Annotated in this window: 22 protein-coding genes and 1 other RNA gene; 14 read left to right on the top strand and 9 right to left on the bottom strand. The window is 41.9% G+C overall.

Features of this window, described 5'->3' with window-relative positions:
* Positions 1-161 precede the first annotated feature (161 nt).
* The 5 genes from FTV41_RS02835 (at position 162) to FTV41_RS02855 (ending at position 3,602) form a co-directional block, all read left to right on the top strand.
* Positions 162-1,163 (top strand): putative oxygenase MesX, encoded by a 1,002-nt coding sequence (locus FTV41_RS02835; RefSeq protein ID WP_154320486.1) that lies wholly within the window; start codon positions 162-164, stop codon positions 1,161-1,163.
* A gap of 26 nt (positions 1,164-1,189) precedes the next feature.
* A complete protein-coding gene (locus FTV41_RS02840) occupies positions 1,190-2,221 on the top strand; it encodes a methionine synthase (protein ID WP_179996073.1) in 1,032 nt (343 codons plus the stop codon).
* Positions 2,222-2,342: 121 nt separating this feature from the next.
* Positions 2,343-2,837, top strand: coding sequence for a flavin reductase (locus FTV41_RS02845; protein ID WP_004970523.1), 495 nt, complete (start codon positions 2,343-2,345; stop codon positions 2,835-2,837).
* 71 nt (positions 2,838-2,908) lie between these two features.
* Positions 2,909-3,199, top strand: a complete 291-nt coding sequence (locus FTV41_RS02850) for a type II toxin-antitoxin system HigB family toxin (RefSeq protein WP_019836372.1) — start codon at positions 2,909-2,911, stop codon at positions 3,197-3,199.
* Between the two features lies 1 nt (position 3,200).
* Positions 3,201-3,602: a type II toxin-antitoxin system HigA family antitoxin gene (locus FTV41_RS02855; protein WP_004970519.1), complete on the top strand. Its 402-nt coding sequence runs from the start codon at positions 3,201-3,203 to the stop codon at positions 3,600-3,602.
* A gap of 47 nt (positions 3,603-3,649) precedes the next feature.
* Here FTV41_RS02855 and ssrS read toward each other — a convergent pair.
* The 3 genes from ssrS to FTV41_RS02870 all read right to left on the bottom strand — a co-directional run bounded on the left by ssrS (position 3,650) and on the right by FTV41_RS02870 (position 4,780).
* A non-coding RNA gene (gene ssrS, locus FTV41_RS02860) (6S RNA) lies at positions 3,650-3,832 on the bottom strand.
* 110 nt (positions 3,833-3,942) lie between these two features.
* Positions 3,943-4,227 carry a cell division protein ZapA gene (locus tag FTV41_RS02865; RefSeq protein WP_004970518.1) on the bottom strand — a complete coding sequence of 95 codons (285 nt, stop codon included), beginning with the start codon at positions 4,225-4,227 and terminating at the stop codon, positions 3,943-3,945.
* A 1-nt stretch (position 4,228) separates the two neighbouring features.
* Positions 4,229-4,780 (bottom strand): hypothetical protein, encoded by a 552-nt coding sequence (locus tag FTV41_RS02870; protein WP_154320487.1) that lies wholly within the window; start codon positions 4,778-4,780, stop codon positions 4,229-4,231.
* A gap of 64 nt (positions 4,781-4,844) precedes the next feature.
* Between FTV41_RS02870 and FTV41_RS02875 the strand changes: the two genes are divergently transcribed.
* Both FTV41_RS02875 and pepP read left to right on the top strand, forming a co-directional pair.
* Complete coding sequence (locus FTV41_RS02875) at positions 4,845-5,483, top strand: UPF0149 family protein (RefSeq protein ID WP_179996074.1); 639 nt, start codon at positions 4,845-4,847, stop codon at positions 5,481-5,483.
* Positions 5,484-5,577: 94 nt separating this feature from the next.
* Positions 5,578-6,912: a Xaa-Pro aminopeptidase gene (pepP, locus tag FTV41_RS02880; protein ID WP_154320488.1), complete on the top strand. Its 1,335-nt coding sequence runs from the start codon at positions 5,578-5,580 to the stop codon at positions 6,910-6,912.
* A 79-nt stretch (positions 6,913-6,991) separates the two neighbouring features.
* Here pepP and FTV41_RS02885 read toward each other — a convergent pair whose 3' ends face one another.
* On the bottom strand, positions 6,992-7,285 hold the full coding sequence (locus tag FTV41_RS02885) for a type II toxin-antitoxin system RelE/ParE family toxin (RefSeq protein ID WP_004970510.1): 294 nt from the start codon (positions 7,283-7,285) through the stop codon (positions 6,992-6,994).
* Positions 7,275-7,520, bottom strand: coding sequence for a type II toxin-antitoxin system RelB/DinJ family antitoxin (locus FTV41_RS02890; protein ID WP_167846138.1), 246 nt, complete (start codon positions 7,518-7,520; stop codon positions 7,275-7,277). Before FTV41_RS02890 ends, FTV41_RS02885 begins: the two co-directional genes overlap by 11 nt.
* Before the next feature lie 372 nt (positions 7,521-7,892).
* Between FTV41_RS02890 and ubiH the strand changes: the two genes are divergently transcribed.
* The 3 genes from ubiH to FTV41_RS02905 all read left to right on the top strand — a co-directional run bounded on the left by ubiH (position 7,893) and on the right by FTV41_RS02905 (position 10,773).
* Positions 7,893-9,101, top strand: coding sequence for a 2-octaprenyl-6-methoxyphenyl hydroxylase (gene ubiH, locus FTV41_RS02895; protein ID WP_179989404.1), 1,209 nt, complete (start codon positions 7,893-7,895; stop codon positions 9,099-9,101).
* On the top strand, positions 9,098-10,348 hold the full coding sequence (locus FTV41_RS02900) for an FAD-dependent monooxygenase (protein ID WP_154320491.1): 1,251 nt from the start codon (positions 9,098-9,100) through the stop codon (positions 10,346-10,348). Before ubiH ends, FTV41_RS02900 begins: the two co-directional genes overlap by 4 nt.
* A gap of 176 nt (positions 10,349-10,524) precedes the next feature.
* On the top strand, positions 10,525-10,773 hold the full coding sequence (locus FTV41_RS02905) for a hypothetical protein (protein WP_004972644.1): 249 nt from the start codon (positions 10,525-10,527) through the stop codon (positions 10,771-10,773).
* A 192-nt stretch (positions 10,774-10,965) separates the two neighbouring features.
* On the opposite strand, the gene rsmI is transcribed toward FTV41_RS02905, so the two are convergent.
* Positions 10,966-11,808: a 16S rRNA (cytidine(1402)-2'-O)-methyltransferase gene (gene rsmI, locus FTV41_RS02910; RefSeq protein WP_179991266.1), complete on the bottom strand. Its 843-nt coding sequence runs from the start codon at positions 11,806-11,808 to the stop codon at positions 10,966-10,968.
* Between the two features lie 205 nt (positions 11,809-12,013).
* Here rsmI and FTV41_RS02915 point away from each other — a divergent pair, with 205 nt between their 5' ends.
* The 3 genes from FTV41_RS02915 (at position 12,014) to FTV41_RS02925 (ending at position 14,107) form a co-directional block, all read left to right on the top strand.
* Positions 12,014-12,442 carry a YraN family protein gene (locus FTV41_RS02915; RefSeq protein ID WP_004972647.1) on the top strand — a complete coding sequence of 143 codons (429 nt, stop codon included), beginning with the start codon at positions 12,014-12,016 and terminating at the stop codon, positions 12,440-12,442.
* A gap of 110 nt (positions 12,443-12,552) precedes the next feature.
* Positions 12,553-13,230 (top strand): BON domain-containing protein, encoded by a 678-nt coding sequence (locus FTV41_RS02920; protein WP_004972649.1) that lies wholly within the window; start codon positions 12,553-12,555, stop codon positions 13,228-13,230.
* Positions 13,220-14,107 (top strand): alpha/beta hydrolase, encoded by an 888-nt coding sequence (locus tag FTV41_RS02925; RefSeq protein WP_096902167.1) that lies wholly within the window; start codon positions 13,220-13,222, stop codon positions 14,105-14,107. Before FTV41_RS02920 ends, FTV41_RS02925 begins: the two co-directional genes overlap by 11 nt.
* A 94-nt stretch (positions 14,108-14,201) precedes the next feature.
* On the opposite strand, the gene nudC is transcribed toward FTV41_RS02925, so the two are convergent.
* The 3 genes from nudC to dnaQ all read right to left on the bottom strand — a co-directional run bounded on the left by nudC (position 14,202) and on the right by dnaQ (position 18,252).
* Positions 14,202-14,975 (bottom strand): NAD(+) diphosphatase, encoded by a 774-nt coding sequence (gene nudC / locus FTV41_RS02930; RefSeq protein WP_096902169.1) that lies wholly within the window; start codon positions 14,973-14,975, stop codon positions 14,202-14,204.
* On the bottom strand, positions 14,975-16,618 hold the full coding sequence (locus FTV41_RS02935) for a chemotaxis protein (RefSeq protein ID WP_179996075.1): 1,644 nt from the start codon (positions 16,616-16,618) through the stop codon (positions 14,975-14,977). The genes nudC and FTV41_RS02935 overlap by 1 nt, the downstream gene beginning before the upstream one ends.
* 128 nt (positions 16,619-16,746) lie before the next feature.
* A complete protein-coding gene (dnaQ, locus tag FTV41_RS02940) occupies positions 16,747-18,252 on the bottom strand; it encodes a DNA polymerase III subunit epsilon (protein WP_179996076.1) in 1,506 nt (501 codons plus the stop codon).
* Positions 18,253-18,464: 212 nt separating this feature from the next.
* Here dnaQ and FTV41_RS02945 point away from each other — a divergent pair, with 212 nt between their 5' ends.
* Complete coding sequence (locus FTV41_RS02945; RefSeq protein ID WP_179996077.1) at positions 18,465-21,734, top strand: LysM peptidoglycan-binding domain-containing protein; 3,270 nt, start codon at positions 18,465-18,467, stop codon at positions 21,732-21,734.
* Positions 21,735-21,763 lie beyond the last annotated feature (29 nt).

Raw genomic sequence — 21,763 nt, forward strand, 5'->3', positions numbered from 1 at the left:
AGAAAAACCATCATTTTTAGATGTTTTGCTGCATATTTTAAATTAAGGTGAATAAAATTCACTTTGGATTGAGGTTAAATCATTTTTATTCACTTTGTCGTTCCAGTATAAATACCCTCATTCAGAAATTTTAACTTTTTAAATTTGGGTAGTAGATCATCATGACAAAGCCATTCACCTGTTCAATTAAACGTATTCGTTTTGACGAAAACTATGAACCTGCTAACAACACGCGTTTAACCACCAATTTTGCAAATTTGGCGCGTGGTGAAAGCCGTCAGGAAAATTTACGCAGAACTTTAGCGATGATCAATAATCGTTTTAACTCGCTGGCATCTTGCGATAACCCAAAAGGTGATCGTTATTCGCTTGAAATCGACATTATTTCTGCAGAAATTGATATTGAAGGAAATGGCAAAACTTTTCCATTCATTGAAATGCTAAAAAGTACGATCACAGATCATCAAACAAATGAACGTATTGAAGGCATGATTGGCAACAGTTTTTCATCGTATGTTCGTGATTATGATTTTAGTGTGGTCTTGCCAGCATTAGGCTGCAAAGTAAATGAAAAGCCTGAAAGTTTTGGTGATTTACATGGCAAGCTTTATCAGCATTTGGTCAGTTCAGCAGTGTTCCAAGCTGAGTTTCAAAAACAACCTGTGATTTGCCTGAGCGTATCAACCACAAAAACTTATTATCGTACGACCAATGTGCATCCTGTCTTAGGTACAGAATATAAAAATGATGAATATTCACGAACCGATGACTATTTTGAAAAAATGGGTTTAACCGTGCGTTACTTCAAACCTGAAAATAGCAATGCACCGCTTGCGTTCTATTTTTCTGGCGATTTACTGCATGATTACACAGATTTTGAGTTGATCAGTGCCATCAGTACTATGGAAAGTTTCCAGAAAATTTATCGTCCTGAAATTTATAACACCAACTCACCTGCAGGCGAGGTCTATCAGCCAAGTTTGAATTATCAGGATTATTCATTAACCCAAGTTGTATATGACCGTGTTGAGCGAGGTCAGTTGGCAGTCAAGCAGGGCAAATGGACTGAAGAAAACTTTATCAAGCCTTATCAAGATATTCTTGAACAATGGGCTGCCAAGTTCGTGCCGCTACATGCTGCCAATCAAGAACGTGTTGCTTAACTTAAAATACAGATAGAAGATTCAAAATGGCTATTTTATTACCGACCTCAACGGCTGGCAGTTTACCTAAACCTTCGTGGCTCGCAGAACCTGAAAAACTTTGGTCAGCTTGGAAATTAACAGGGCAAGAATTACTGGACGCAAAACAAGATGCGCTACGTCTATCACTGCATGAACAACAGCAAGCAGAGATTGATATTGTGAGTGATGGGGAGCAAACCCGTCAGCATTTTGTCACCACCTTTATTGAACACCTTGAAGGTGTCGATTTTGAAAAACGTGAAACAGTCAAAATTCGTGATCGTTATGATGCCAGTGTCCCTTCTGTGGTGGGTGCAGTTTCTAGGCAAAAACCAGTCTTTGTTGAAGATGCCAAATTCCTGCGTTCACTGACAGATCAACCCATCAAATGGGCGCTGCCTGGTCCTATGACCATGATTGATACTTTATACGATGCGCACTACAAGAGCCGTGAAAAACTGGCGTGGGAATTTGCCAAAATCCTGAATCAGGAAGCGCGTGAACTTGAAGCAGCAGGCGTGGATATCATCCAGTTTGATGAACCTGCGTTTAATGTGTTTTTTGATGAGGTGAATGACTGGGGCGTGGCAACATTAGAGCGCGCGTTAGAAGGTTTGAAATGTGAAACAGCCGTGCATATTTGCTATGGCTATGGCATTAAAGCCAATACCGATTGGAAGAAAAAAACACTCGGCTCAGAATGGCGTCAATACGAAGCAGTTTTCCCAAAACTACAGCAGTCTAATTTGGATATTATCTCACTGGAATGTCACAACTCACGTGTTCCGATGGATTTGCTTGAACTTATCCGTGGTAAAAAGGTGATGGTGGGTGCGATTGATGTCGCAACGAATACGATTGAAACAGCCGATGAAGTTGCAGATACATTGCGCAAAGCATTGCAATTTGTCGATGCTAACAAGTTGTACCCATCGACTAACTGTGGAATGGCACCATTGAGTCGTCAGGTTGCACGAGGCAAGTTACAGGCTTTGGCTGCTGGTACGAAGATTATTCGCCAAGAATTATCTAGTTAAGCGTTCGATCAGGCGAAGTGAATTCAAGCCAAGTGAATTTAAGTTAAGTGAATCAGGGATGCTTTTTCAGGCAAAAAGCATCCTTTGAACTTTCTAAAAAAGTTGAGTGTAGAATACGGTGATGGTTAAAGCAACAGACTTCAAAAATGCAATGTCTTTCTTATCAAGTGCAGTCAATGTAGTGACGACAATGGGAGATGCAGGACGTCATGGTTTTACTGCATCTGCGGTATGTAGCGTGACAGATACACCGCCAACATTATTGGTGTGTATGAACAAATCATCGCGTTCTCATCTCAGTTTTTTAGAGAATAAAGTGCTGTGTGTGAATGTGCTAAATGCAGAACAAGAACATCTTTCTAATGCATTTGCCTCATCAAAATTGAGTTCCGATGAGCGTTTTAAGCAGGCTGAATGGGCAGCTTTGGAAACAGGTGCTCCTATATTAAAAAATGCATTGGTCAGTTTTGATTGTGAAATTTCACAAATTCAAGAAGTGGGGACGCATACTATTTTTATTTGCCCAATTGTTGCTATTCAAAAAAATCAACAAGATCAGGCGTTGGTTTATTTTAATCGTCACTATCATCAAGTTGGTGAAACTGAGTTTGTTTAATTCGCTATAAAATATTGCAATATGCGATAATCAGTTTATACTTGATTTATAGCAAAATGCGATAAAATATTATGCATGTGATCACCCACGCTAGAATTATAGAGGCAATGCACAAGTGGCCACAGGCTGAAACAGCACTCGATGGTTGGTATCGAATTATTAAGGCAAATGATCCGAAAGACTTTGCCGAAATGAAGCAGTTATTTCCAGCAGTTGATAAAGTTGGAAAGTTTCATGTATTCGATATTGGTGGGAATAAGATTCGACTTATTGCTGTTGTGATGTATCAGGCAAAGCGTGTGTATATTCGTCATGTGTTATCCCATAAAGAATATGACAAAGGTCATTGGAAGGAGGATTAGTATGAACGCAATGATTAAACAGGCTGTAGATCACTGGCACTACGTTGCTCCTTTGCTGAGTAAACCAGAAAATGAAAAAGATTTTCATGCACTTGTCGAGGCTTTAGATGAGCTTTTAGATATTGTTGGTGATGATGAAACGCATCCTTTAATGGGGCTGATTCATCAACTCGGTGACTTGGTTTCTGTTTATGAAAATGAACACCTGCCTATTCCTCATGGAGATGGTCGTGCTGCTTTAGCTTTTTTGATGGCGCAACATGGATTAGGTCAATCTGACTTGGCAGAGGTTGCAACTCAATCTGTGATTTCGGAGATTTTAAGCGGCAAACGCCAGTTGAATATTCGTCATATTAAAGCGCTGTCTGAGCGGTTTAAGGTTTCTGCTGATACATTTTTCTAAACGATTTTATATTTTTTAGACATTTTATTTTTAGATATTTAAAAATAAATAGCTCCGAAGATGCCGCTGCATGTCGTTACCCTGAACCCGAAAAAGTTCAAGGCGGACGCGACGCATACTTGCTGGGTTTCCCATACGAGATGGGCATACGCTCTAAATATGCAGAACACAATCCTAAGATTTAAGTATCGGCAGGGATATAGACTCGCTGGCGAACACCTCAGAGTTAGAATTAGTATAACCCATCTCAGTTGCTTGGCAACTCATGTTCACGAATTAACTATAAAGATAGAGCTTGTTTGCATAGCCTTTATGCAAACTTAAGTCAAAAAAACACCACTTAAGTAAGGGCTTCAACTTCTTGCAAAATGGTGCTGAGTAAACGCTCACAATGCTCATAATGCTGCAAAGATTTATTCATAGAAAGAACCTCTTGCATCAACTCTAAAGCCACCACAATAATCAGTTTGCTCGGTTCCATATTGGGCGCTTTACGACGAAACTCATCATAGCGTTCATTCAATAATTGTGCCGCACGCTCTAAATCTTCTCTTTTTTCTTCAGTTGTGGCTAAACGGAAACTATGTCCTAAAACACGTAAATCAATTGGAATTTGAACTGACATATTAACCTTCCTCACTCACTTCGGCAGGGTGGGCAAGTTGTTGAATTTCTTGCGCATGATGATCTTGAGCTGTACCTAAAATTGCAAGACGCTGAATAATGGCTTCCACTTTGGCTTTTGCATGCTCATTTTTTTGTAACAATCTTTCACGTTCTTGTTTGAGTGTCTGAATTTCGTGCTGATTTAAACGCTGATCATTCAGCATTTTTTCTTTTAAAATGCGTAATTCATTGCGCTCAGCCAAAATTTCCTGAAAGCGGTTTTTCAAATCAGTACAGCTTTTTTCCAAACGACTGTAACGGTCTGCCAGTGCTGTCGCATCTTGATTTAACTGCTGTAATTGCGCTTGCGTGCTGCTTAATTGCTCAGTCAGATTCTCAATTTCATCTTGCTTGGCAGTAATGATGCCGTTTCTTTGAACAATTTGAGCATGATGCTGTTCCTCAGCAGTTTGCTTGGCTGTGCTGAGGGCGGCATTTTCACTTTCATAATGATTAATTCGTGTTTTTAAAACACCAATATACGCTTGTAGACGCTGTAATTCTTCTAACATATCGTGGTCGCACAGTATTGCAAACAAAGGTAATATATACGAAGTATAGAGATTGGATAAACGAATGCAAGACGATATTTCAGGTTGGTCGGAATGGTTCCGCAATTTTTCTAACATTGAAGAAATTTCAAGCCCAAGTGAGTTACATGGCTTGCTGACAGGTATAGTTTGTGTGACAAATGCACCAACCGAAACCGAATGGCAGCAGATTTTAGAAACTTTAAATGTGCCAGAATTAGAGCCAGCCGCACTCTCACTTTTAACCGATGAATCAGAAGATGTCGCACATGCCTTGTCTGAAGATGAGTTGGATTATTTGCCGTTGTTGCCAGATGATGAACATCTTTTACAAGAACGTGTGCAAGCTTTGGCGGATTGGTGTGCAGGCGTCGTGCTTGGGTTTGGTTTAGCTTCTGGGCATATTCGTTCAGATGAAATCGAACTGATTGAGCATTTACAAGATGTCGCTGCGGTTGAATTTGAAGATTCAGACAATGATGAAGAAGGCGAAGAAAGCTATCAGGAATTGTATGAATTTGTACGTTTGATTCCTGTGAGTTTATCTGTAGGACGTAAAAAAGTGCCTGTAGAAGAAAGCTCTTTATTGCAAAACTTACATGCTAAGTCGCGTCAACAAACCGTACAAACAACACAAAACGCAAGTGCTGTTGTTGAAATGTTTACGCCACACCGTCCGAGTTAATCGGGCGTTGTGTGCCTAAGTTAAGTCGGTGTAAGGTGCTTTAAGTCATTACAACAATCATATTTTCATCATTTTATATGTGTAGACCGTATTTATGAAAAAACTGACTCAAGTCGAATTTAAAGAACGTCGTGATCAACTTGCAGAACTGATGGGGCCTAATAGTGTCGCAATTATTGCAACCAGTCCTGTGGCAATGCGTAATCGTGATGCAGATTATAAATATCGTGCCGACAGCAGTTTTTTCTATTTAACAGGTTTTGCCGAACCTGAAGCAGTTGCGGTGATTGAAACCTATGAATCAATTGATGAAGGTTATACCTACACGTTGTTCTGCCGTGAACGTAACCGTGAAATGGAAATCTGGAATGGTTATCGCGCAGGTTTAGAAGGTGCAATTGAGCTGTTTGAGGCAGATGAGTCTTTTGCAATTGCGCAATTAGATGCAGAAATCATCGCCAAAATTGTCAATAAAGACACGTTGTACTATCGCTTGGGGCATCAGACTGAATTTGATGTACGTGTTGCGGCATGGAACCAACAAGCTGATGCACAACATCGTCAAGGCAATACTGCACCTGCCAAAATTGTTCAGTTAGATCGTTTGCTGGATGAAATGCGTTTGCATAAAACTGAGTCTGAATTGGAACTGATGCAAATTGCTTCAAATATTAGTGCAGAAGCACATACTCGTGCCATGCAAACAGTAAAAGCAGGCATGATGGAATATGAGCTAGAAGCTGAACTGAATTATATTTTTGGTAAAAATGGCTGCGTACCTGCCTATAACAGTATTGTCGGTGGTGGTGAAAATGCCTGCATTTTGCATTATGTCGAAAATGACAAAGTGCTTAAAGATGGCGATTTAGTCCTGATTGATGCAGCCTGTGAATATCAGTGCTATGCCTCAGATATTACCCGTACTTTTCCCGTGAATGGTCAATTCAGTCCAGAACAAAAAGCACTGTATAACATTGTATTGGATGCGCAAATTGCAGCAATTGAAGCTGTACAAATTGGTAACTCCTATAAAGAACCACACCATGTTGCGGTGCGTATTTTGGTGCAAGGTTTGCTTGATCTAGGCATTATGCAGGGCAATTTAGAAGAAATTATTGCTTCGGAAAGTTATCGCCAGTTTTATATGCACGGTACAGGGCATTGGTTGGGCATGGATGTGCATGATGTCGGCAGCTATAAACACGGTGAAGACTGGCGTGTTTATGAAGAAGGTATGGTGGTGACCGTTGAACCGGGTCTATACATTGCACCCGATGATGAAACGGTAGATGCTAAATGGCGTGGTATAGGTATCCGTATTGAAGATGATATTGTTGCGACTGCGAACGGGCCATTGAATCTGACTTCAAAAGTGGTGAAAACCGTAGAAGAGATTGAAGCATTGATGGCAAAAGCTAAATCTGCTTAATTGGGTCTAATCAAAGCTGGTCAAGTGATCAGCTTTTTTATTAGAAAGCGCGTGTAAATTTTGAGTATGTAAATAATTTTTAGTCTTTGATCCGCTTTTTTGCTTCATCATAAACAATGTTATCAGCACGCTTTCCAACGGTAATGAGCAAAATAACGACCTGATCATCTTTGACCTGATAAATAAGTCGGACACCCGCTTTTAATAATTTGATTTTATAGCAGCCAGCAAGATCACCTTTAAGCATGTTCTTTGGAATATGTGGCTGCTCAATGACTTTGGCTAATTTTTTCTTGAATTGGTCGCGGATAGCACTCGGAAGCTTTTCCCATTCTGCAGTGAAGTCCTTATGACGTAAAAGATTATAAGTCATCTAATGTGACTTCCTCGAACATCTCTTTAGGATCATTCATGCGTTTACGGACGAGTGCCAATAGTTCTGCATCTTCTTCTGAAAGCAATACTTTTTGTACAGGAAGTTTTCCAGTCGTTGCCACATATTCAAGAATATTGGTGAAGAAATCGGTAGGTGAAATACCTTGTTCTTTTAGAATAGAATAAGATTTTTCTTTAAGGGCTTCATCGACCCTGAAATTAACAGTAGCCATCACTTTTCTCAGTTATTGAATGTATGGAAATATTGTAATGCAATATGCATTACAAAGATAGTTTGTATAATAATCATTATGTGAGATCATTTTTATCATTGAGCTTATTTCAAAATTGATCATCAGCCATCAATAATACTAAGTATTGAATTTATCTTCTCTTGTGTCATACATGGCTCGGAGCAAGAAGATGAGGGACTAATAATTATAGTTTGAATTGGACATTTGCAAGAAGTCTAATCATCTTCCATAGCTTCAACACTAATTCATTATAAAAATAAATGACTTTGCGGTAAGATAAAATCCATTACAGATTATACGTATTTCGATTGAATCTTTTGAAGTCGAATACCTCATAAAAAGGATCAAGGCATGCAACAAGAAGTGATCATTGTAGGCGGTGGTATGGTCGGGCTAAGCTTAGCCTTGATGTTGGCTAAGTCAAACATTGCAGTGAAGTTGCTAGAAGCGATTCAATACCCCAATTATGACGATGCCAGCCTTGCGCCGTATCATTCCAGTTTTGATGCACGTAACAGTGCCTTGTCGCGTCGCAGCGTACAAATTTACCAAGAGCTAGGTTTATGGGATGCCTTGCAAGAACATGCTACGCCTATTTTAGAAGTTCAAATTACCGAACAAGGTAGTTTTGGCAAGGCACGTTTATTGGCCGAACAAGAAAAAGTCGAAAGCTTTGGTCAGGTGATTGAAAATGCATGGTTAGGTCGAGTGTTGTTGACCGAAGTACGTAAACAACCTTTGATTGAATTGATTGATGGTGTGCAGGTCACCAGTCTTAAACAAGATGCAGATTTTGCCTATATTGAAGCGGTACGTGGTCAGGAACAATTACAGCTTGCTGCCAAACTACTGATTGCTGCCGATGGTCGTGATTCTTTCTGCCGTAAAGCCTTGGGCATTGGTGCATCGGAACATGATTATGACCAAGTAGCGATTGTGACCACAGTGCAAACCTCCAAGCCGCATGCGCATGTGGGTTTTGAGCGTTTTAGTCACTTAGGGCCTTTGGCGTTGCTGCCCCTGCCAGGTGAATATCGCCGTTCTGTGGTGTGGCCTGTGCCAAAAGGTACAGAACATGAATGGATTGGCGATGAAAATGATCAACACTTTTTAAATGCCTTGCAACAAGCCTATGGTGATCGTGCAGGGAAGTTTGAAAAAACAGGACGTCGTTTTAGTTTTCCATTGTCACAAGTTCTGGCAGAAAAACAGGCGGTTGGTCGCGTTGTACTGATGGGTAATGCAGCGCATACCATTCACCCAGTCGCAGGGCAGGGCTTTAACTTGTGTATGCGAGATGCTTACGTATTATTGCGTTATCTCACCGAACAGGCGGCACAGTCAGCAGATTTAGGCGATGCTGCAATGCTGCGTGACTATGAACAATCGCGTTTGAAAGATCAACAGCGAGTCATTAAATTCTGTGACAGCGTGGTACGTGGATTTAGCAATCAAAACCCAATCCTGAAATTTATGCGTAATACAGGCTTAGTCGCGTTTGATACCATTCCAGGCATTAAACCTTTGGTCGCCAATTATGCCATGGGGTTAAAAGCATGATCACAGCAAATCAACAAACGCAAGTGTTAGATGTCGTCATTATTGGTGGCGGCTTGGTGGGAGGCTTAACTGCACTTTTATTGGCACAAGGGGGTGTGCAGGCTACAGTTTTAGATGCCGCACCTATTTTAGATGCAGAGAAAACCCTTGCAGTTGCCAATCCGCGTGTATTGGCTTTAAGTCAGGCCACCATCCACCTGTTAAAAACAGTCAATGTCTGGTCTAAACTGGCGCGACATATGCCGTATAGCGGCATGCAGGTTTGGAATAAAAATGGCTATGGCGAAATTAACTTTGGGGCAAGTAACGAACGTACACCCGCTATTGAGCAGGCTCTGGGTTCAATGGTCGAGCCAAGCATTTTAAATCTAGCGATTCAGCAGCAAATGTTGCAACAAGTGCAAGATTATCGAACGCAAGTCAAAGTGACCCGTTTAGAGCGTGGTGTTGGCGTTTGGCACATTTATTTGGCCGATGGTACCCAATTACAAACCAAACTGGTGATTGGTGCAGATGGTGCTAACTCCTTTGTGCGCGAACAAGCCTTTATTGATTTTGATGTGTTGGATTATCGTCAGGCAGGTCTAACCTGTGCAATTCGTACTGCGCAGCCGCATCAGCATGTTGCACGTCAAATTTTCTTAGAAACTGGTCCTTTGGCCTATTTACCGATGGCAAGTTTACACGCCGAGCAGGAAGGGCATTGGCAGTCGATTGTTTGGACTTTGCCTGATGACTATGCCGAAGAATATGCCAAACTGAATGATGACGACTTTACCCAACTTTTGACTCGTGAAAGTCATCACATGCTTGGGGAAGTCTTAGAGGCAACCCCACGTGCTATTTTCCCACTGAAAGCACGTGCAGCGCAGCGTTATGTGCAAGATGGTTTGGCACTTATTGGTGATGCCGCGCATGTAATTCATCCGCTTGCAGGGCAGGGCGTGAATATTGGTTGTCTGGATGCAGCCGTACTGTGCGATGTGTTGTTGCATGATTTCAAACGTGGTGTTTGGGCGCATGAGCAAACTTTAAAGCGTTACGAGCATCGTCGTAAAGGACAAAATGATGCCATGATGCATAGTATGTCTGCGATTGGCTGGATGGAAACCACCACTTTATTCCCTGTGGTGTGGGCACGTAACTTTGGTTTAAAACAGGTGGAGCAGCTGCCTGCGTTAAAAGATGCCTTTATGTCACAAGCCAGTGGATTAAGCCTGCTTAAAGACACACGCTACGCGGTTTAAAGCAAAACAGTCGTTTTTTGTACGGTCATACATACCTGATTACGAATTTGGTTAAAAAAGATACGTTTTTTTTAATCTAGACTCTATGCGAAAGGCCAAGAGATTGCTAAATTTCATCGTAATTCATAACCAGTTTTCACTTGGACTAAATTGAAGTCATTTGTGGGGAGATTAAGATGACGGACATGAACGATTACGATGATGTAGAAGATTCAACTGTAGACGAAGATGAAGCGAAAGCGGCTGAAAAAGGTGCAGCAGAATCAGAAGAAGGTGCTGTAGATGGTGATCTTGCAGAAGCAGAAACTCTCACTGTAACTGCCAAACTAAAACAGCGTCAGGCATTGGAAGATGAAGTGGCTGCATTCTTGGCGCGTGGCGGAAAAATTACCGAAGTGCCACCAGATGAGTCTGCGCGCGACTAATCTGTTGAACGTGCTTGCTGAACTTGTTGATTGAATTTATTCGTTGAACTGTTGAGTGAGTTAGGGCGGGATGCTTACTATGCAGGCTGCTCTAATGCTTATACCTTCAACATAAAAAAGCATCACCTTGTATAAAGGGTGATGCTTTTTTTTATGCGCGATGATCGTCATCACTGTTATTGCTCAATCGGCTTATTCAGCTGCTTGGCTTAATTCCAACGCACGTTGATAGGCAATTTTCTTTTTAATCCCTGTTAGATCAGCCGCCAATTGTGATGCTGCTTTTACCGATAAATCTTGCAACAAACGCTGCAATAATTGATCTAATTTTTCTTGTTCCATGTCTTTTTCTTCGCTCGCTCCCCCCACCACCAATACAATTTCACCTTTTTGTTGATGATGATCTGCTGCGATAAATTCAGCCAATTCACCTAAAGTCATTTTTTTAATGGTTTCAAAGGTTTTGGTGATTTCACGGGCAAAGCCAACAGGGCGATCTGCACCAAACACGGCAGCCATATCTTTGACTGAATCTAAAATTCGATGTGGTGCTTCATAAAAAATCAGGGTTTGGGTTTCATCTTTTAGCTTTTCAAGTTGTTGTAATCGCTGTGACTGTTTAGAAGCGAGAAATCCCTGAAAACTAAAGCGATCACTTGGTAAGCCAACCGCACTGAGCGCTGCAATGGCTGCACATGCACCCGGCACAGGAATCACACGAATACCATTGGCTTGTGCTGCACGAACCAGTTTAAAACCTGGGTCGCTAATCAGTGGTGTACCTGCATCGCTAATGAGCGCAATATCTTCGCCATTGAGTAATTTTTGGACTAAAATATCAATCTTGTTGCTTTCGTTGTGTTCATGGCAGGCTGTAAGCGGAGTTGAAATATTAAAATGTTTCATTAATTGTGCAGAGGTGCGGGTATCTTCAGCGGCAATTAGGCTGACCGATTTGAGCACATCAATTGAACGGTAGCTCATATCATCTAAGTGACCAATTGGGGTAGCAACAACAAATAACTGGGCACTCATTGAGTTTTCTCCGTGGGAAATAGCAAACTAAAATAAAAATGATGGAACACGAAACAACAGCAGTATTGGCTTGCGTCTGATACAAGTTACAGACCAAGCGCTTATTCTACCTGAATTGCAGTCTGGCGTGTGAAACTCGCGTCATCGCACTTCAGCGAATACTACGATTGCGCACCATAACAAAATAAAAAAAATCGGATATAGCATGAATCAAAAAACACTGCAGCAAAGCATTGGCACATGGGCAGAGCAGACGGCTTGGCAATATTTACATCAACACGGTTGGCGTATGCTGGAGCAGAATTATCACAGTGTTTTTGGTGAAATAGATGGTATTTTTATTCAAGCAGAACAACTGATTTTTGTAGAAGTTAAAGCGCGTTCGCAAACTGGCTATGGCAAAGCCTACGAAGTGGTGTCTGCATCTAAGCAGCGTAAAATTATGAAAACCGCCATGCAGTTTTTAACAGAATATCCACACTATTCAGAATATTATTGTCGTTTTGATGTGATTTGCTTTGATTTTTCTCAGCAATTTGCAAAAACAGTACAGCAAGACTTTTCCAAATTCCCGTATGATTTGCAATGGATTGAAAATGCTTTTACTTTTGATGCAGACTTGATTAATCTTTGAGTGAAATTTAAAGCAAAAGCATCAGTCGGTGTATTGTTGATCGTGCAAATCTAAGGATGAAATGCACAGCACAAGCCAGAATTGAAAGAAAATAATAGGAGTCTTGCTGAGTGTTCAAGCGTATTGCAGTGACCTTGCTGTGTGTAGCAAGTTTATCGGGTTGTGCAAGTTTTATTTCAAGTGGCACAGGCACTGCGCCAGTGGGTACAGAAAGTGGTGCACGCTCACTTGGGCAAGTGTTTATAGATAACTCTATTGAACGTACTGCAAAAATTAATTTATATAAACTGGATTCACGTTTTAAACAATCACGTGTCAATATAGAAAGTTTTCATGGCAATGTGTTGTTGACAGGGCAAGTGCCTGACGCGCATTTAAAACAGTTGGCAGAAGACAATGTGCGTGCCATGAGTGATGTAAAAACCATCCACAATTATATTACAGTGGGTAATCAAATCAGCTATAGCACCATTATGCAGGACACCACGGTTACTGCAAATACCCGTGGTTTGATTATGAAAGCACCTGTGGTGTCAGACAGCAAAGTGCGTATTCATACCGAAGATGGTGTGTTGTATGTGATGGGACGTTTAAACAATGCAGAATTGCAGGATTTAAACCAAGTGCTACAACAAGTGGGCAATGTCACTAAAATTATTACCCTGATTGATAATATTGAGCTACAACCGAGCAACAATGCGAACTTTGTCAGCCCAATGGTTGCTCCAGAAACACAAACGCCAGTCGCGATTGACCCAGATCAGGTTGAACCGACACATGTTCAATAATGTGGAACACTGGTTTAAACAACTGAATAAAACTTTAGAACAGGCGAAACGTATTTATGAAGAATTTCGCCTGTATGATTTGGGCAGCTATGCGCTGAACCGTTTAACGCCACGTCAGGGTTATACCGTTCAAAGCAATATTGCTTATGGTTTACGCGCACGGCATCGTTTGGATTTGTACCGCACCATAACACCACGCCCGCAGCGTCCACTCATGGTGTTTGTGCATGGTGGGGCATGGTCACGTGGCGATAAGCAGGATTATCGTTTTGTGGGCGAAGCTTTTGCAAAAGAAGGCTTTGATGTTGCGGTGATGAACTATCAACTCGCGCCACAGCATATTTTTCCCACCTATATTGATGATTTAACTCTTGCACTGAATTACTTGACTCAGCAGCAACACAAACTGGGTATTTCTACGGCACAGGTGGTATTGATGGGACATTCGGCTGGGGCATTTAATGTGATGTCCTTGTTGTACCATCCCCAGCCCTATGCTTTAAGCTGTAAAGATCACATTCGTGCGATTATTGGTTTGGCAGGGCCTTATCATTTTGATTATAAGGATGATCCGCTATGTGCCGATGCCTTTGATCAAGAGGTGCCGTATCAGGATGTGATGCCGTATTATTTTGTGGAGCCGAATTCAGTCAAACACTATTTATTGGTGGCAGAAAAAGATCAAATTGTGGGGGCAAGTAATGCCACAGACTTCGACCACGTATTAAAGAAATATGGCAATCATAGTGAAATTATTGTCATTCCAAAAACAGGGCATGTCAGTGTTATGGCATCGGTGTCGAGTTTGTTTAGTCGTTTCTTTGCGACCAAACGCCAAATTATGCGTGCTTTAGATCAGGCACTTAAAGATGCGTGATGTTGATTGATCTTCTGTGGAAAATGGTAATTAAAAAAACCGTTGCAGCTTATGGGGTGCAACGGTTTTTTAAATGCAAGATTGCGAATTAGACTTATAGCCAAGCTTTGGTGTCATCTGCCACAGGCGTGCCTTGGGTCACATGCATAATCATGGCATGGGCGATACTGCCTTTAAATGGAATATCAGGCAGTTGATCAAACTTAAAGAACTGTGCATCACGAATTTCTTCTTCCTGTAACTGAATTTCACCGCCTGCATATTCAGCTTTAAAGGCGATCATTAAGTTACTTGGAAAAGGCCACGGCTGGCTGGCAAGATACTGAATATTTTTAAGTTGTACGCCAACTTCTTCAAAAGTTTCACGACGTACTGCTTCTTCGAGTGTTTCACCCACTTCAACAAAGCCTGCGATTAAACCGTAAATGGGCAGTTTATTGCGTGCATTACGCGCCAATAAGACTTCATCTTCACCACGAGTAATCACGGTAATGACACATGGATTTACGCGCGGATATTGGTGATAGCCACAAGCTGGGCAGACCATGGCATATTGAGTCGCATGGACTTCGGTTTTATGACCGCAATGGCTGCAGAATTTGTGGTTGCGACGCCATTCGAGTAACTGAATAGCACGGCTGGCTTGTTCAAACTGTTGGGTGTTCCAGACTTGTAAAAGTTGTCGGATAGGCACCAGTTGAAAGCCTTCAGGAATGGATTCATCTTCAAGCAGATCTCGGGCAATCACTTGATCACCCGAGCTAAAACTTAAATCACTTGCCAACTTTTCCACACGTGGTAATTGGAAGTTTTCATCGACCAAAAGTTGTTGTTGCTGAAAAATATATGCAAGTGAGAGTTCAGTCATTAGGCTACAGTTTTCAATTTTTTACTACTGTCCAATGCTACCTTAAACATGCTTTGCAGAACAGGTTGTTTGTTCTTTAAATTGTCAATCAGCATATCTGCACTGGCAAGCGTATCTAAGATATTGTTGACCTGTTCAGCTGTTAAGTTTTGCCCTGCTTCAACTTGTGCATGCACAAAATCTGCAGATACTTTCAGTGCTTTTTGACCACTTTCAGCATTCAAGAACAACATTGCCCCTGCAACTTCACGAATTTGCGCTGAAGTATGCTCTAAATCTGCAACACTTTGAGTTTGTAGGTACTGTGTCAGTGTTTGCGTGATTAAGTCAATCAGTAACTTGGTTTCAGTCAGCAAGGCTTCGTGTGCTTCATCTAAACGATCTAGCGAAATGTTCATGTTATTCACACGTAACTGCAAACGGCTAGAGGTGTGGTGACGTTCAAGCACACCGATTGAGTTCATGGCCGATAAAATCACGTTCATTAATTGCTGGGCAAAGTTTTCATCTTTGAGTAATTCAGGACGGCTTAATGATTCAGCTTGGCGTTGTAAGTCCAAATGCGCTTCATTTAAGTTCAAGACTTTAAACAAGTTTGCTAACTCTGTTAATTTGCCTTGTAATTCCAGCGTTTTTTCAGGACTCATGTTTTGATAGTTGTATTCAATATCATTGCGAATTTGTGTCATTTCTGTGGTGACCAAATCGCTAATGGTATGCATGGTGTCAAAATCTGGACCATATAAATGACGGCTGAATACTTGGAGCTGCATGTCGGTGAGTAAGTCTTCACCAATATTCATTTGACTGCGAATATGTTGAGAAATTTCATCTTCTTGACTAATACACAGGCTCAACACATTCGCAAGATCAGACAAGCTGGCGGTAAAGCTTTCTGGCGTAGCAAAGTATTGACGCATATTGTGCTCAATACTAATAAAAGTACGCAAACGTGGCTCATTCAACAACAAGTTATCAATATGGTTAAAGGCAACGTGTACTAAGCCCCAATATTGCTGACTCGGATGTTGTTCTGCCAAACCTGCCAAATACGTTCCTACCAGTTTAATCGCTTGAAGATCCATGGCAGATTCTTCTTGCTTGAGCAGCTTATGTAATGACAGTTTATATAAGCGATGCACATAAGCCGACTTTTCTAAAGAAGGCACTTGCGGCAATTGGAAACTTGGAGTGATGCAGTCCAATAAAGTTTCAATATGCTGACCTTCCTGAGTCAATGGTTTACCCAATGCCAATTCTAAACGGTTTAAAGTGTCGAGTAGGAATTGTGGAATTTTAACTTCACGTAGGCAAATAAACTCAATATAACGCTTGAGCATGGTGGTGCCTTCGCTAAGTGCAATGACTTCCAGCGTGTTGATATTGCTTGGATTCCCCATAATTTTACGCATCAGCTCTGCTGAGTATTGCGCAATTTTTGCCAAGCTTTCCATATCAATTAAGGCTAAAACCTGAGCACACTGTTCAAACTGATTCAGTGCATCATCAATCCCAAAAGGCAAAGTTTGATCTTCTGCTAAGGTGCTTACTGCGGATTCAACCAGTTTGATAGAATTATCAACCTCATTTTTTATTATCAGTAAGGCAGTTGGATCAAAATGTATAGAGGTTTGGTAAGACATGGATCTGCACCTTTCCTAGTGTTTTATCTGTTTGTTGGTTCTTTGCAAAATACACAAAGTCCTATTTGCTTTAACTATAACTGAACTGGCAAATCTTTAAATACATAAAATTACAAAACTCGTAGATTTTATTTGGCAAAAAAGCAAGGTTTACCGTGTTTTTCTTCAAATTGTTTGACCCAATTCTCATGTGCAGCCAATTCTTCTTCTGATGGCAGAATCACAGCAAGATCAATATCAATGCTTAAACGATCACTTTGACGTTGCTGTTCTTCGCTTGCAGACAGAGCATCCATATCAAAGGCGACTTGTCCGCCAGTCATTGCCAAGTAAACATCGGCTAGAATTTCAGCATCTAGTAATGCGCCGTGGAACGTACGGTCACGCGCAGGAATTTCATAGCGTCTGACGAGCGCATCGAGTGAGTTTTTTTGCCCAGGATGCTTACTTTTTGCCATGAGCAGTGAGTCGGTCACTTCGCATACTTCGGACAAATTGCCCAACCCCGCACGACTGAACTCCATATCTAAGAAGTTCATATCGAAGGTGGCGTTATGCGCAATAATTTCTGCACCTTTAAGATATTGATACAGCACATCGGCAATTTCGGCAAACTTGGGTTTGTCTTTTAAGAACTCATCTGAAATACCGTGAATGTTTTCTGATTCACCGACCAGTTTTTCAGGCTGAATATAAATGTGGATGGAACTGCCCGTGAGTTTACGGTTAATCATTTCCAGCGCACCGACTTCAATAATTCGGTCACCATCTTGATAGTAAAAACCTGTGGTTTCGGTATCCAGAATCAGTTGGCGCGGGCCGTGTAGCTCCATTGTGGCAGGGGTGACCACAATATGCGGATGCAATTGAGTTGTGTTCACTACGTCAACGCGAGCTGATGGATTGGTTTTTTCTGTTTCAGTTTCATCTGTAATGGTTGATTCAGTTGCAGGCACGTTGGTTTCTGCTTCAATGACATGAACAGATGCGCCGATTTCGAGTTCCGTGTCGGTTGCCTGATGAGCTTCCTGAAGCGTATTTTGCATATCTTCTGTTTCAACCTCGGCATCATCGCCCATTAAATCAAAACCAAACGGGTCATCGAGCAACCAGTCAGATTCCGCTTTTTTTTTATCATGTTCTGCTATGTCTACTGCCGATGTGATTAAGGTTGCATTGAGGGTTGGGTTTGAGTCTGCGGTTTTTAACATTTTGCTGACTTGATCTGCACCCACATTGGCGAGTTGATCTGCCATTTCATTACCTGCATGTCCTGCGTGACCTTTAATCCAGTGCCATTCAATTTCACGACCTTGACAGACCGCATCTAATTTTTGCCAAAGGTCAGGGTTTTTGACATCTTTCCAGTTTTTCTTTTTCCAACCGTGAATCCACTCGGTAATGCCTTGTTTGACGTAATTGGAGTCAGTCCAAATAATCAGCTTGGCATCCATTGGGCAAAATAAAATGCCTTCAATCGCTGCAGTCAATTCCATACGGTTATTGGTGGTTTGAGCTTCGCCACCATATAATTTATGTTCTTCTTGTTCGGTAACAATATACGCACCCCAGCCACCCAAGCCAGGATTACCACGACAAGCACCATCAACATATAAAGTGATTGTTTGAGACATAAATCAGATCCGCAGGTTGTGCAAAATAAATCAAAATGAAAAGCTATTGTATATCGCAAATTCGGTTTAGACGTGTAAATCCTGTCTATTTTTTAATTTCTTGTAACATTTATAGACGAAACGCGCTAAATTAATGCCTTGTGTCGTTGTCTAGCTCTACTACAATGGCAAGTCTAAAAAATAATTTATATACGAGTTGTTTGGATTTTTTTATGTATAAACCAACCACGCGCATGTGGCAGCCGACTTTACCTTCATTTTTAAAAATTACAGTTTTAGGTTCAGCATTGGCTGCCCTTGGCTTGATGATGGGCTGTAGCTCGACGCAGGGTGCGAGCAAGCCACTCACTTCAAGTCAGGTCGGTTCGGGTTATTTAGATGCCAGTACTTTAGATGCTCTGGAAGATTTACTCTCTGCAACCGATATGCGCGCGGTAGAAGGTGACCGTTTATTAATTTTAAAACACGGTGATGTCTGGAAGCGTATGACCGTTGGTTTCAAAATGGATTTAAACCATTGGAACCCACGTATTGAAGCGCAGCGAGGCTGGTTTATTTCACGTCAACCGTATTTGGATCGTTTAAGTGCGCGTGCGTCACGTTATTTGTATCACACGGTTAAAGAAGCTGAACGTCGTGGTATGCCAACTGAATTGGCGTTGTTACCTGTGATTGAAAGTTCCTATGACCCTGCAGCAACCAGTAGCGCAGCTGCCGCAGGTTTATGGCAGTTCATTCCAAGTACAGGGCGTATTTACGGCTTAAAACAAACTTCGATGTACGATGGTCGCCGAGATGTCGTGGAGTCGACTCGTGCTGCCTATGAGTTTTTGGGCAGTTTGTATAATCAGTTTGGTTCTTGGGAATTGGCATTGGCGGCTTATAACGCAGGCCCGGGTCGTATTCAACAAGCCATTAACCGCAATAAAGCTGCAGGTTTACCAACCGATTATTGGTCTTTAAAACTGCCGCAAGAAACCATGAACTATGTGCCGCGTTTCTTGGCGGTAGCACAAATTATTAAAAGCCCGCATGCTTATGGCGTGTCTTTACCCCCAATTGCCAACCGTCCACACTTCCGTGAAATTAATGTAGGCGCGGTGAATTTAAATGATGTGGCCAATATTACCGGTCTCAGCCGTGCCGAACTGTATTCGCTTAACCCTGGACATCGTGGGGATCGGATTGACACCCAAAGTCCAATGCGTATTTTGATTCCTGCAGATTTAAGCCCAACAGTCGATGCACGATTGAAAAAACTACAAGGTGGTGGCGGTTTATGGGCAAGCAATAGCAGCAACACACCATCGTTTTCATCTTCTGGTGTGACCATTACACCATCTAAATCTGAGCCACCTGCGTTAACGACCAGTACAACAACCAGAACGACTACAGGCAAGCCTGCTGCCTCTACGGCAGTCACAACTACCACTACACCAAGCACAGCATCGACTACAGCCAGTGTTTCAAAACCAGCAACGACTACGCCTACACGTTTGTCACGTACGCCACAAGGTTCGGACGCTTTGGCAGCATTTGCTGCGGGTAGCGATATTCCAAGTGCGCCGCGTATTCCTGTTGCTGTTACACCTGCTGCCAATATTCAGCCTGTGCGGATTGAACCACCAATTTCCAATACTGAGCGTGAGCAAATTCTTGCAGCAGTGCAGGCAGAAGGTAGCAATAAAACTGTAGAAGAAGTGTTGCAGCCTGTGGCTTCTAAAGCAGAACAAGAACAACTTGTGGCTGAGTTAAAACAAATTGCGCCTCAAGGCACTGAAATTGTTGATCCATACGATGGAAAAATTAAGCTGACCGCTATTCAGACCAGTCTGTCTGTTGCAGAGCAGCAAGGTAAAGAATTAACCAAAGGTTTTGCTTACCCGAAAAGTGTGGCAGAAAATACGCGCCTAGATTCAGAAGAAGCAAAGCGTAACCAAGGTAAGAATTATGTGCGTACGGAGTCTGAAGTGGTGGTCGTACCACCAAAAGGCAAACGTACCACGTACACCGTGTTAGCGGGGGACACCTTGGCCAGTATTGCCATGAAAAATGGCTTGAACTGGCGTGATATTGCCAAGTGGAACCAAATTGCTCCAGATGCAACTTTGTATGTGGGCACCAGTATTTATTTATACGACGCCAAGCCACAAGTACAGGCAGAGCCTGCTAAGCCAAAAACCATGCCTGAGCAATACGTGGTGCAAGCCAATGATACCTTAACAGGTGTCGCCAGTCAGTTTGGTTTAACTGTAAAACAATTGGCAGATTTTAATAACTTAAGCACCACCAGTGGCTTATTTGTAGGGCAGCGTCTAAGTTTAAAAGAAACGGCTGCATCTAAAGCCAAAGCAGAAGCCGACAAAAAAGCCGCAGAACAGGCTGCAAAAATCGCAACCAAAACTTACGTAGTGAAGCGTGGCGAATACTTAAAACTGATTGCAGACCGTTATGCCTTGTCAAATCAGGAATTGGCTGATTTAACTCCAGGTTTAAACGCGAACAGTAGCTTATTGGTTGGGCAACGCATTAATGTGCCTGTAAATGAAGTGACTGCACAAAAAACGGAAGCGAGCAAAGCTGAAGCCAGTAAGTCAGAAACAAAAGCAGCAGAGCCAAACTATTCGACTGAAAACTACCAAGTACAGCGTGGTGATACTTTATCGAGCATTGCCAACCAAGCCAAAATTTCTTTGGCAGAGCTCGCCAGTTTAAATAATATAAGCACGCAAAGCGGTGTGCGCATTGGTCAAACCCTCAAAGTGCCTGCAGGTGTCAATGTGCCTGAGCGTTATACGGTACAACGTGGCGATACCTTATCGGCGATTTCGACAAAATATAATCTCAGCCAAGACTATATTGCAGACTTAAACAATCTAAGCCGTAACAGTGGTTTAAGAGCAGGACAAATTCTTAAACTCACGGGGGATGTTCCTGAGAAAAAAGCCCAAGTTGAAGCGGTGGCTGAAACCACCAATGATATTCACGTGGTCAAAGCAGGGGAAACTTTAAGCAGTATTGCGCGCCAATATAAATTGCAATTGAATTATTTGGCAGAGCTGAATGATCTTTCACATACTGCCAATGTCCGCATTGGACAGCGCTTAAAAGTCGATGCCAGCGCTGCAAAAAATGAAGTAAAAACAGAGGTCGTAAGTGCTGCGAAAAGCAGCAGTAGTAAAGCCACCGAAACTTATACCGTTAAAAGTGGTGAGTCTTTAAATTCGATTGCCAGCCGTGTGGGTGTGTCGGTTGCAGAATTGGCGAGTTTAAATAACTTAACGCCACGTTCAGGTTTACGCATTGGACAAAATATTCAAGTTCCCAAAACCGTAACTGAATATAAAGTGAAACGTGGGGATACGCTGATTGGCTTATCCAGTCGTTATGGCATCGACACCAAAGCATTGGCAGATTTAAATGATATGCAGCCAAATACTCAATTGCGTATTGGCGATGTGATTAAAGTCCCGAATCTGTAAAGTTTAATCTTGAGGATGTCATGTTTTGA

Source organism: Acinetobacter sp. YH16051 (assembly GCF_013417135.1).
Taxonomy (GTDB): Bacteria; Pseudomonadota; Gammaproteobacteria; order Pseudomonadales; family Moraxellaceae; genus Acinetobacter; species Acinetobacter towneri.

Coding starts and splice junctions, on each gene's coding strand:
- FTV41_RS02835 (WP_154320486.1), top strand. CDS start 162: ATGACAAAGCCATTCACCTGTTCAATTAAACGTATTCGTTTTGACGAA.
- FTV41_RS02840 (WP_179996073.1), top strand. CDS start 1,190: ATGGCTATTTTATTACCGACCTCAACGGCTGGCAGTTTACCTAAACCT.
- FTV41_RS02845 (WP_004970523.1), top strand. CDS start 2,343: ATGGTTAAAGCAACAGACTTCAAAAATGCAATGTCTTTCTTATCAAGT.
- FTV41_RS02850 (WP_019836372.1), top strand. CDS start 2,909: ATGCATGTGATCACCCACGCTAGAATTATAGAGGCAATGCACAAGTGG.
- FTV41_RS02855 (WP_004970519.1), top strand. CDS start 3,201: ATGAACGCAATGATTAAACAGGCTGTAGATCACTGGCACTACGTTGCT.
- FTV41_RS02865 (WP_004970518.1), bottom strand. CDS start 4,227: ATGTCAGTTCAAATTCCAATTGATTTACGTGTTTTAGGACATAGTTTC.
- FTV41_RS02870 (WP_154320487.1), bottom strand. CDS start 4,780: ATGTTAGAAGAATTACAGCGTCTACAAGCGTATATTGGTGTTTTAAAA.
- FTV41_RS02875 (WP_179996074.1), top strand. CDS start 4,845: ATGCAAGACGATATTTCAGGTTGGTCGGAATGGTTCCGCAATTTTTCT.
- pepP (WP_154320488.1), top strand. CDS start 5,578: ATGAAAAAACTGACTCAAGTCGAATTTAAAGAACGTCGTGATCAACTT.
- FTV41_RS02885 (WP_004970510.1), bottom strand. CDS start 7,285: ATGACTTATAATCTTTTACGTCATAAGGACTTCACTGCAGAATGGGAA.
- FTV41_RS02890 (WP_167846138.1), bottom strand. CDS start 7,520: ATGGCTACTGTTAATTTCAGGGTCGATGAAGCCCTTAAAGAAAAATCT.
- ubiH (WP_179989404.1), top strand. CDS start 7,893: ATGCAACAAGAAGTGATCATTGTAGGCGGTGGTATGGTCGGGCTAAGC.
- FTV41_RS02900 (WP_154320491.1), top strand. CDS start 9,098: ATGATCACAGCAAATCAACAAACGCAAGTGTTAGATGTCGTCATTATT.
- FTV41_RS02905 (WP_004972644.1), top strand. CDS start 10,525: ATGACGGACATGAACGATTACGATGATGTAGAAGATTCAACTGTAGAC.
- rsmI (WP_179991266.1), bottom strand. CDS start 11,808: ATGAGTGCCCAGTTATTTGTTGTTGCTACCCCAATTGGTCACTTAGAT.
- FTV41_RS02915 (WP_004972647.1), top strand. CDS start 12,014: ATGAATCAAAAAACACTGCAGCAAAGCATTGGCACATGGGCAGAGCAG.
- FTV41_RS02925 (WP_096902167.1), top strand. CDS start 13,220: ATGTTCAATAATGTGGAACACTGGTTTAAACAACTGAATAAAACTTTA.
- nudC (WP_096902169.1), bottom strand. CDS start 14,975: ATGACTGAACTCTCACTTGCATATATTTTTCAGCAACAACAACTTTTG.
- FTV41_RS02935 (WP_179996075.1), bottom strand. CDS start 16,618: ATGTCTTACCAAACCTCTATACATTTTGATCCAACTGCCTTACTGATA.
- dnaQ (WP_179996076.1), bottom strand. CDS start 18,252: ATGTCTCAAACAATCACTTTATATGTTGATGGTGCTTGTCGTGGTAAT.
- FTV41_RS02945 (WP_179996077.1), top strand. CDS start 18,465: ATGTATAAACCAACCACGCGCATGTGGCAGCCGACTTTACCTTCATTT.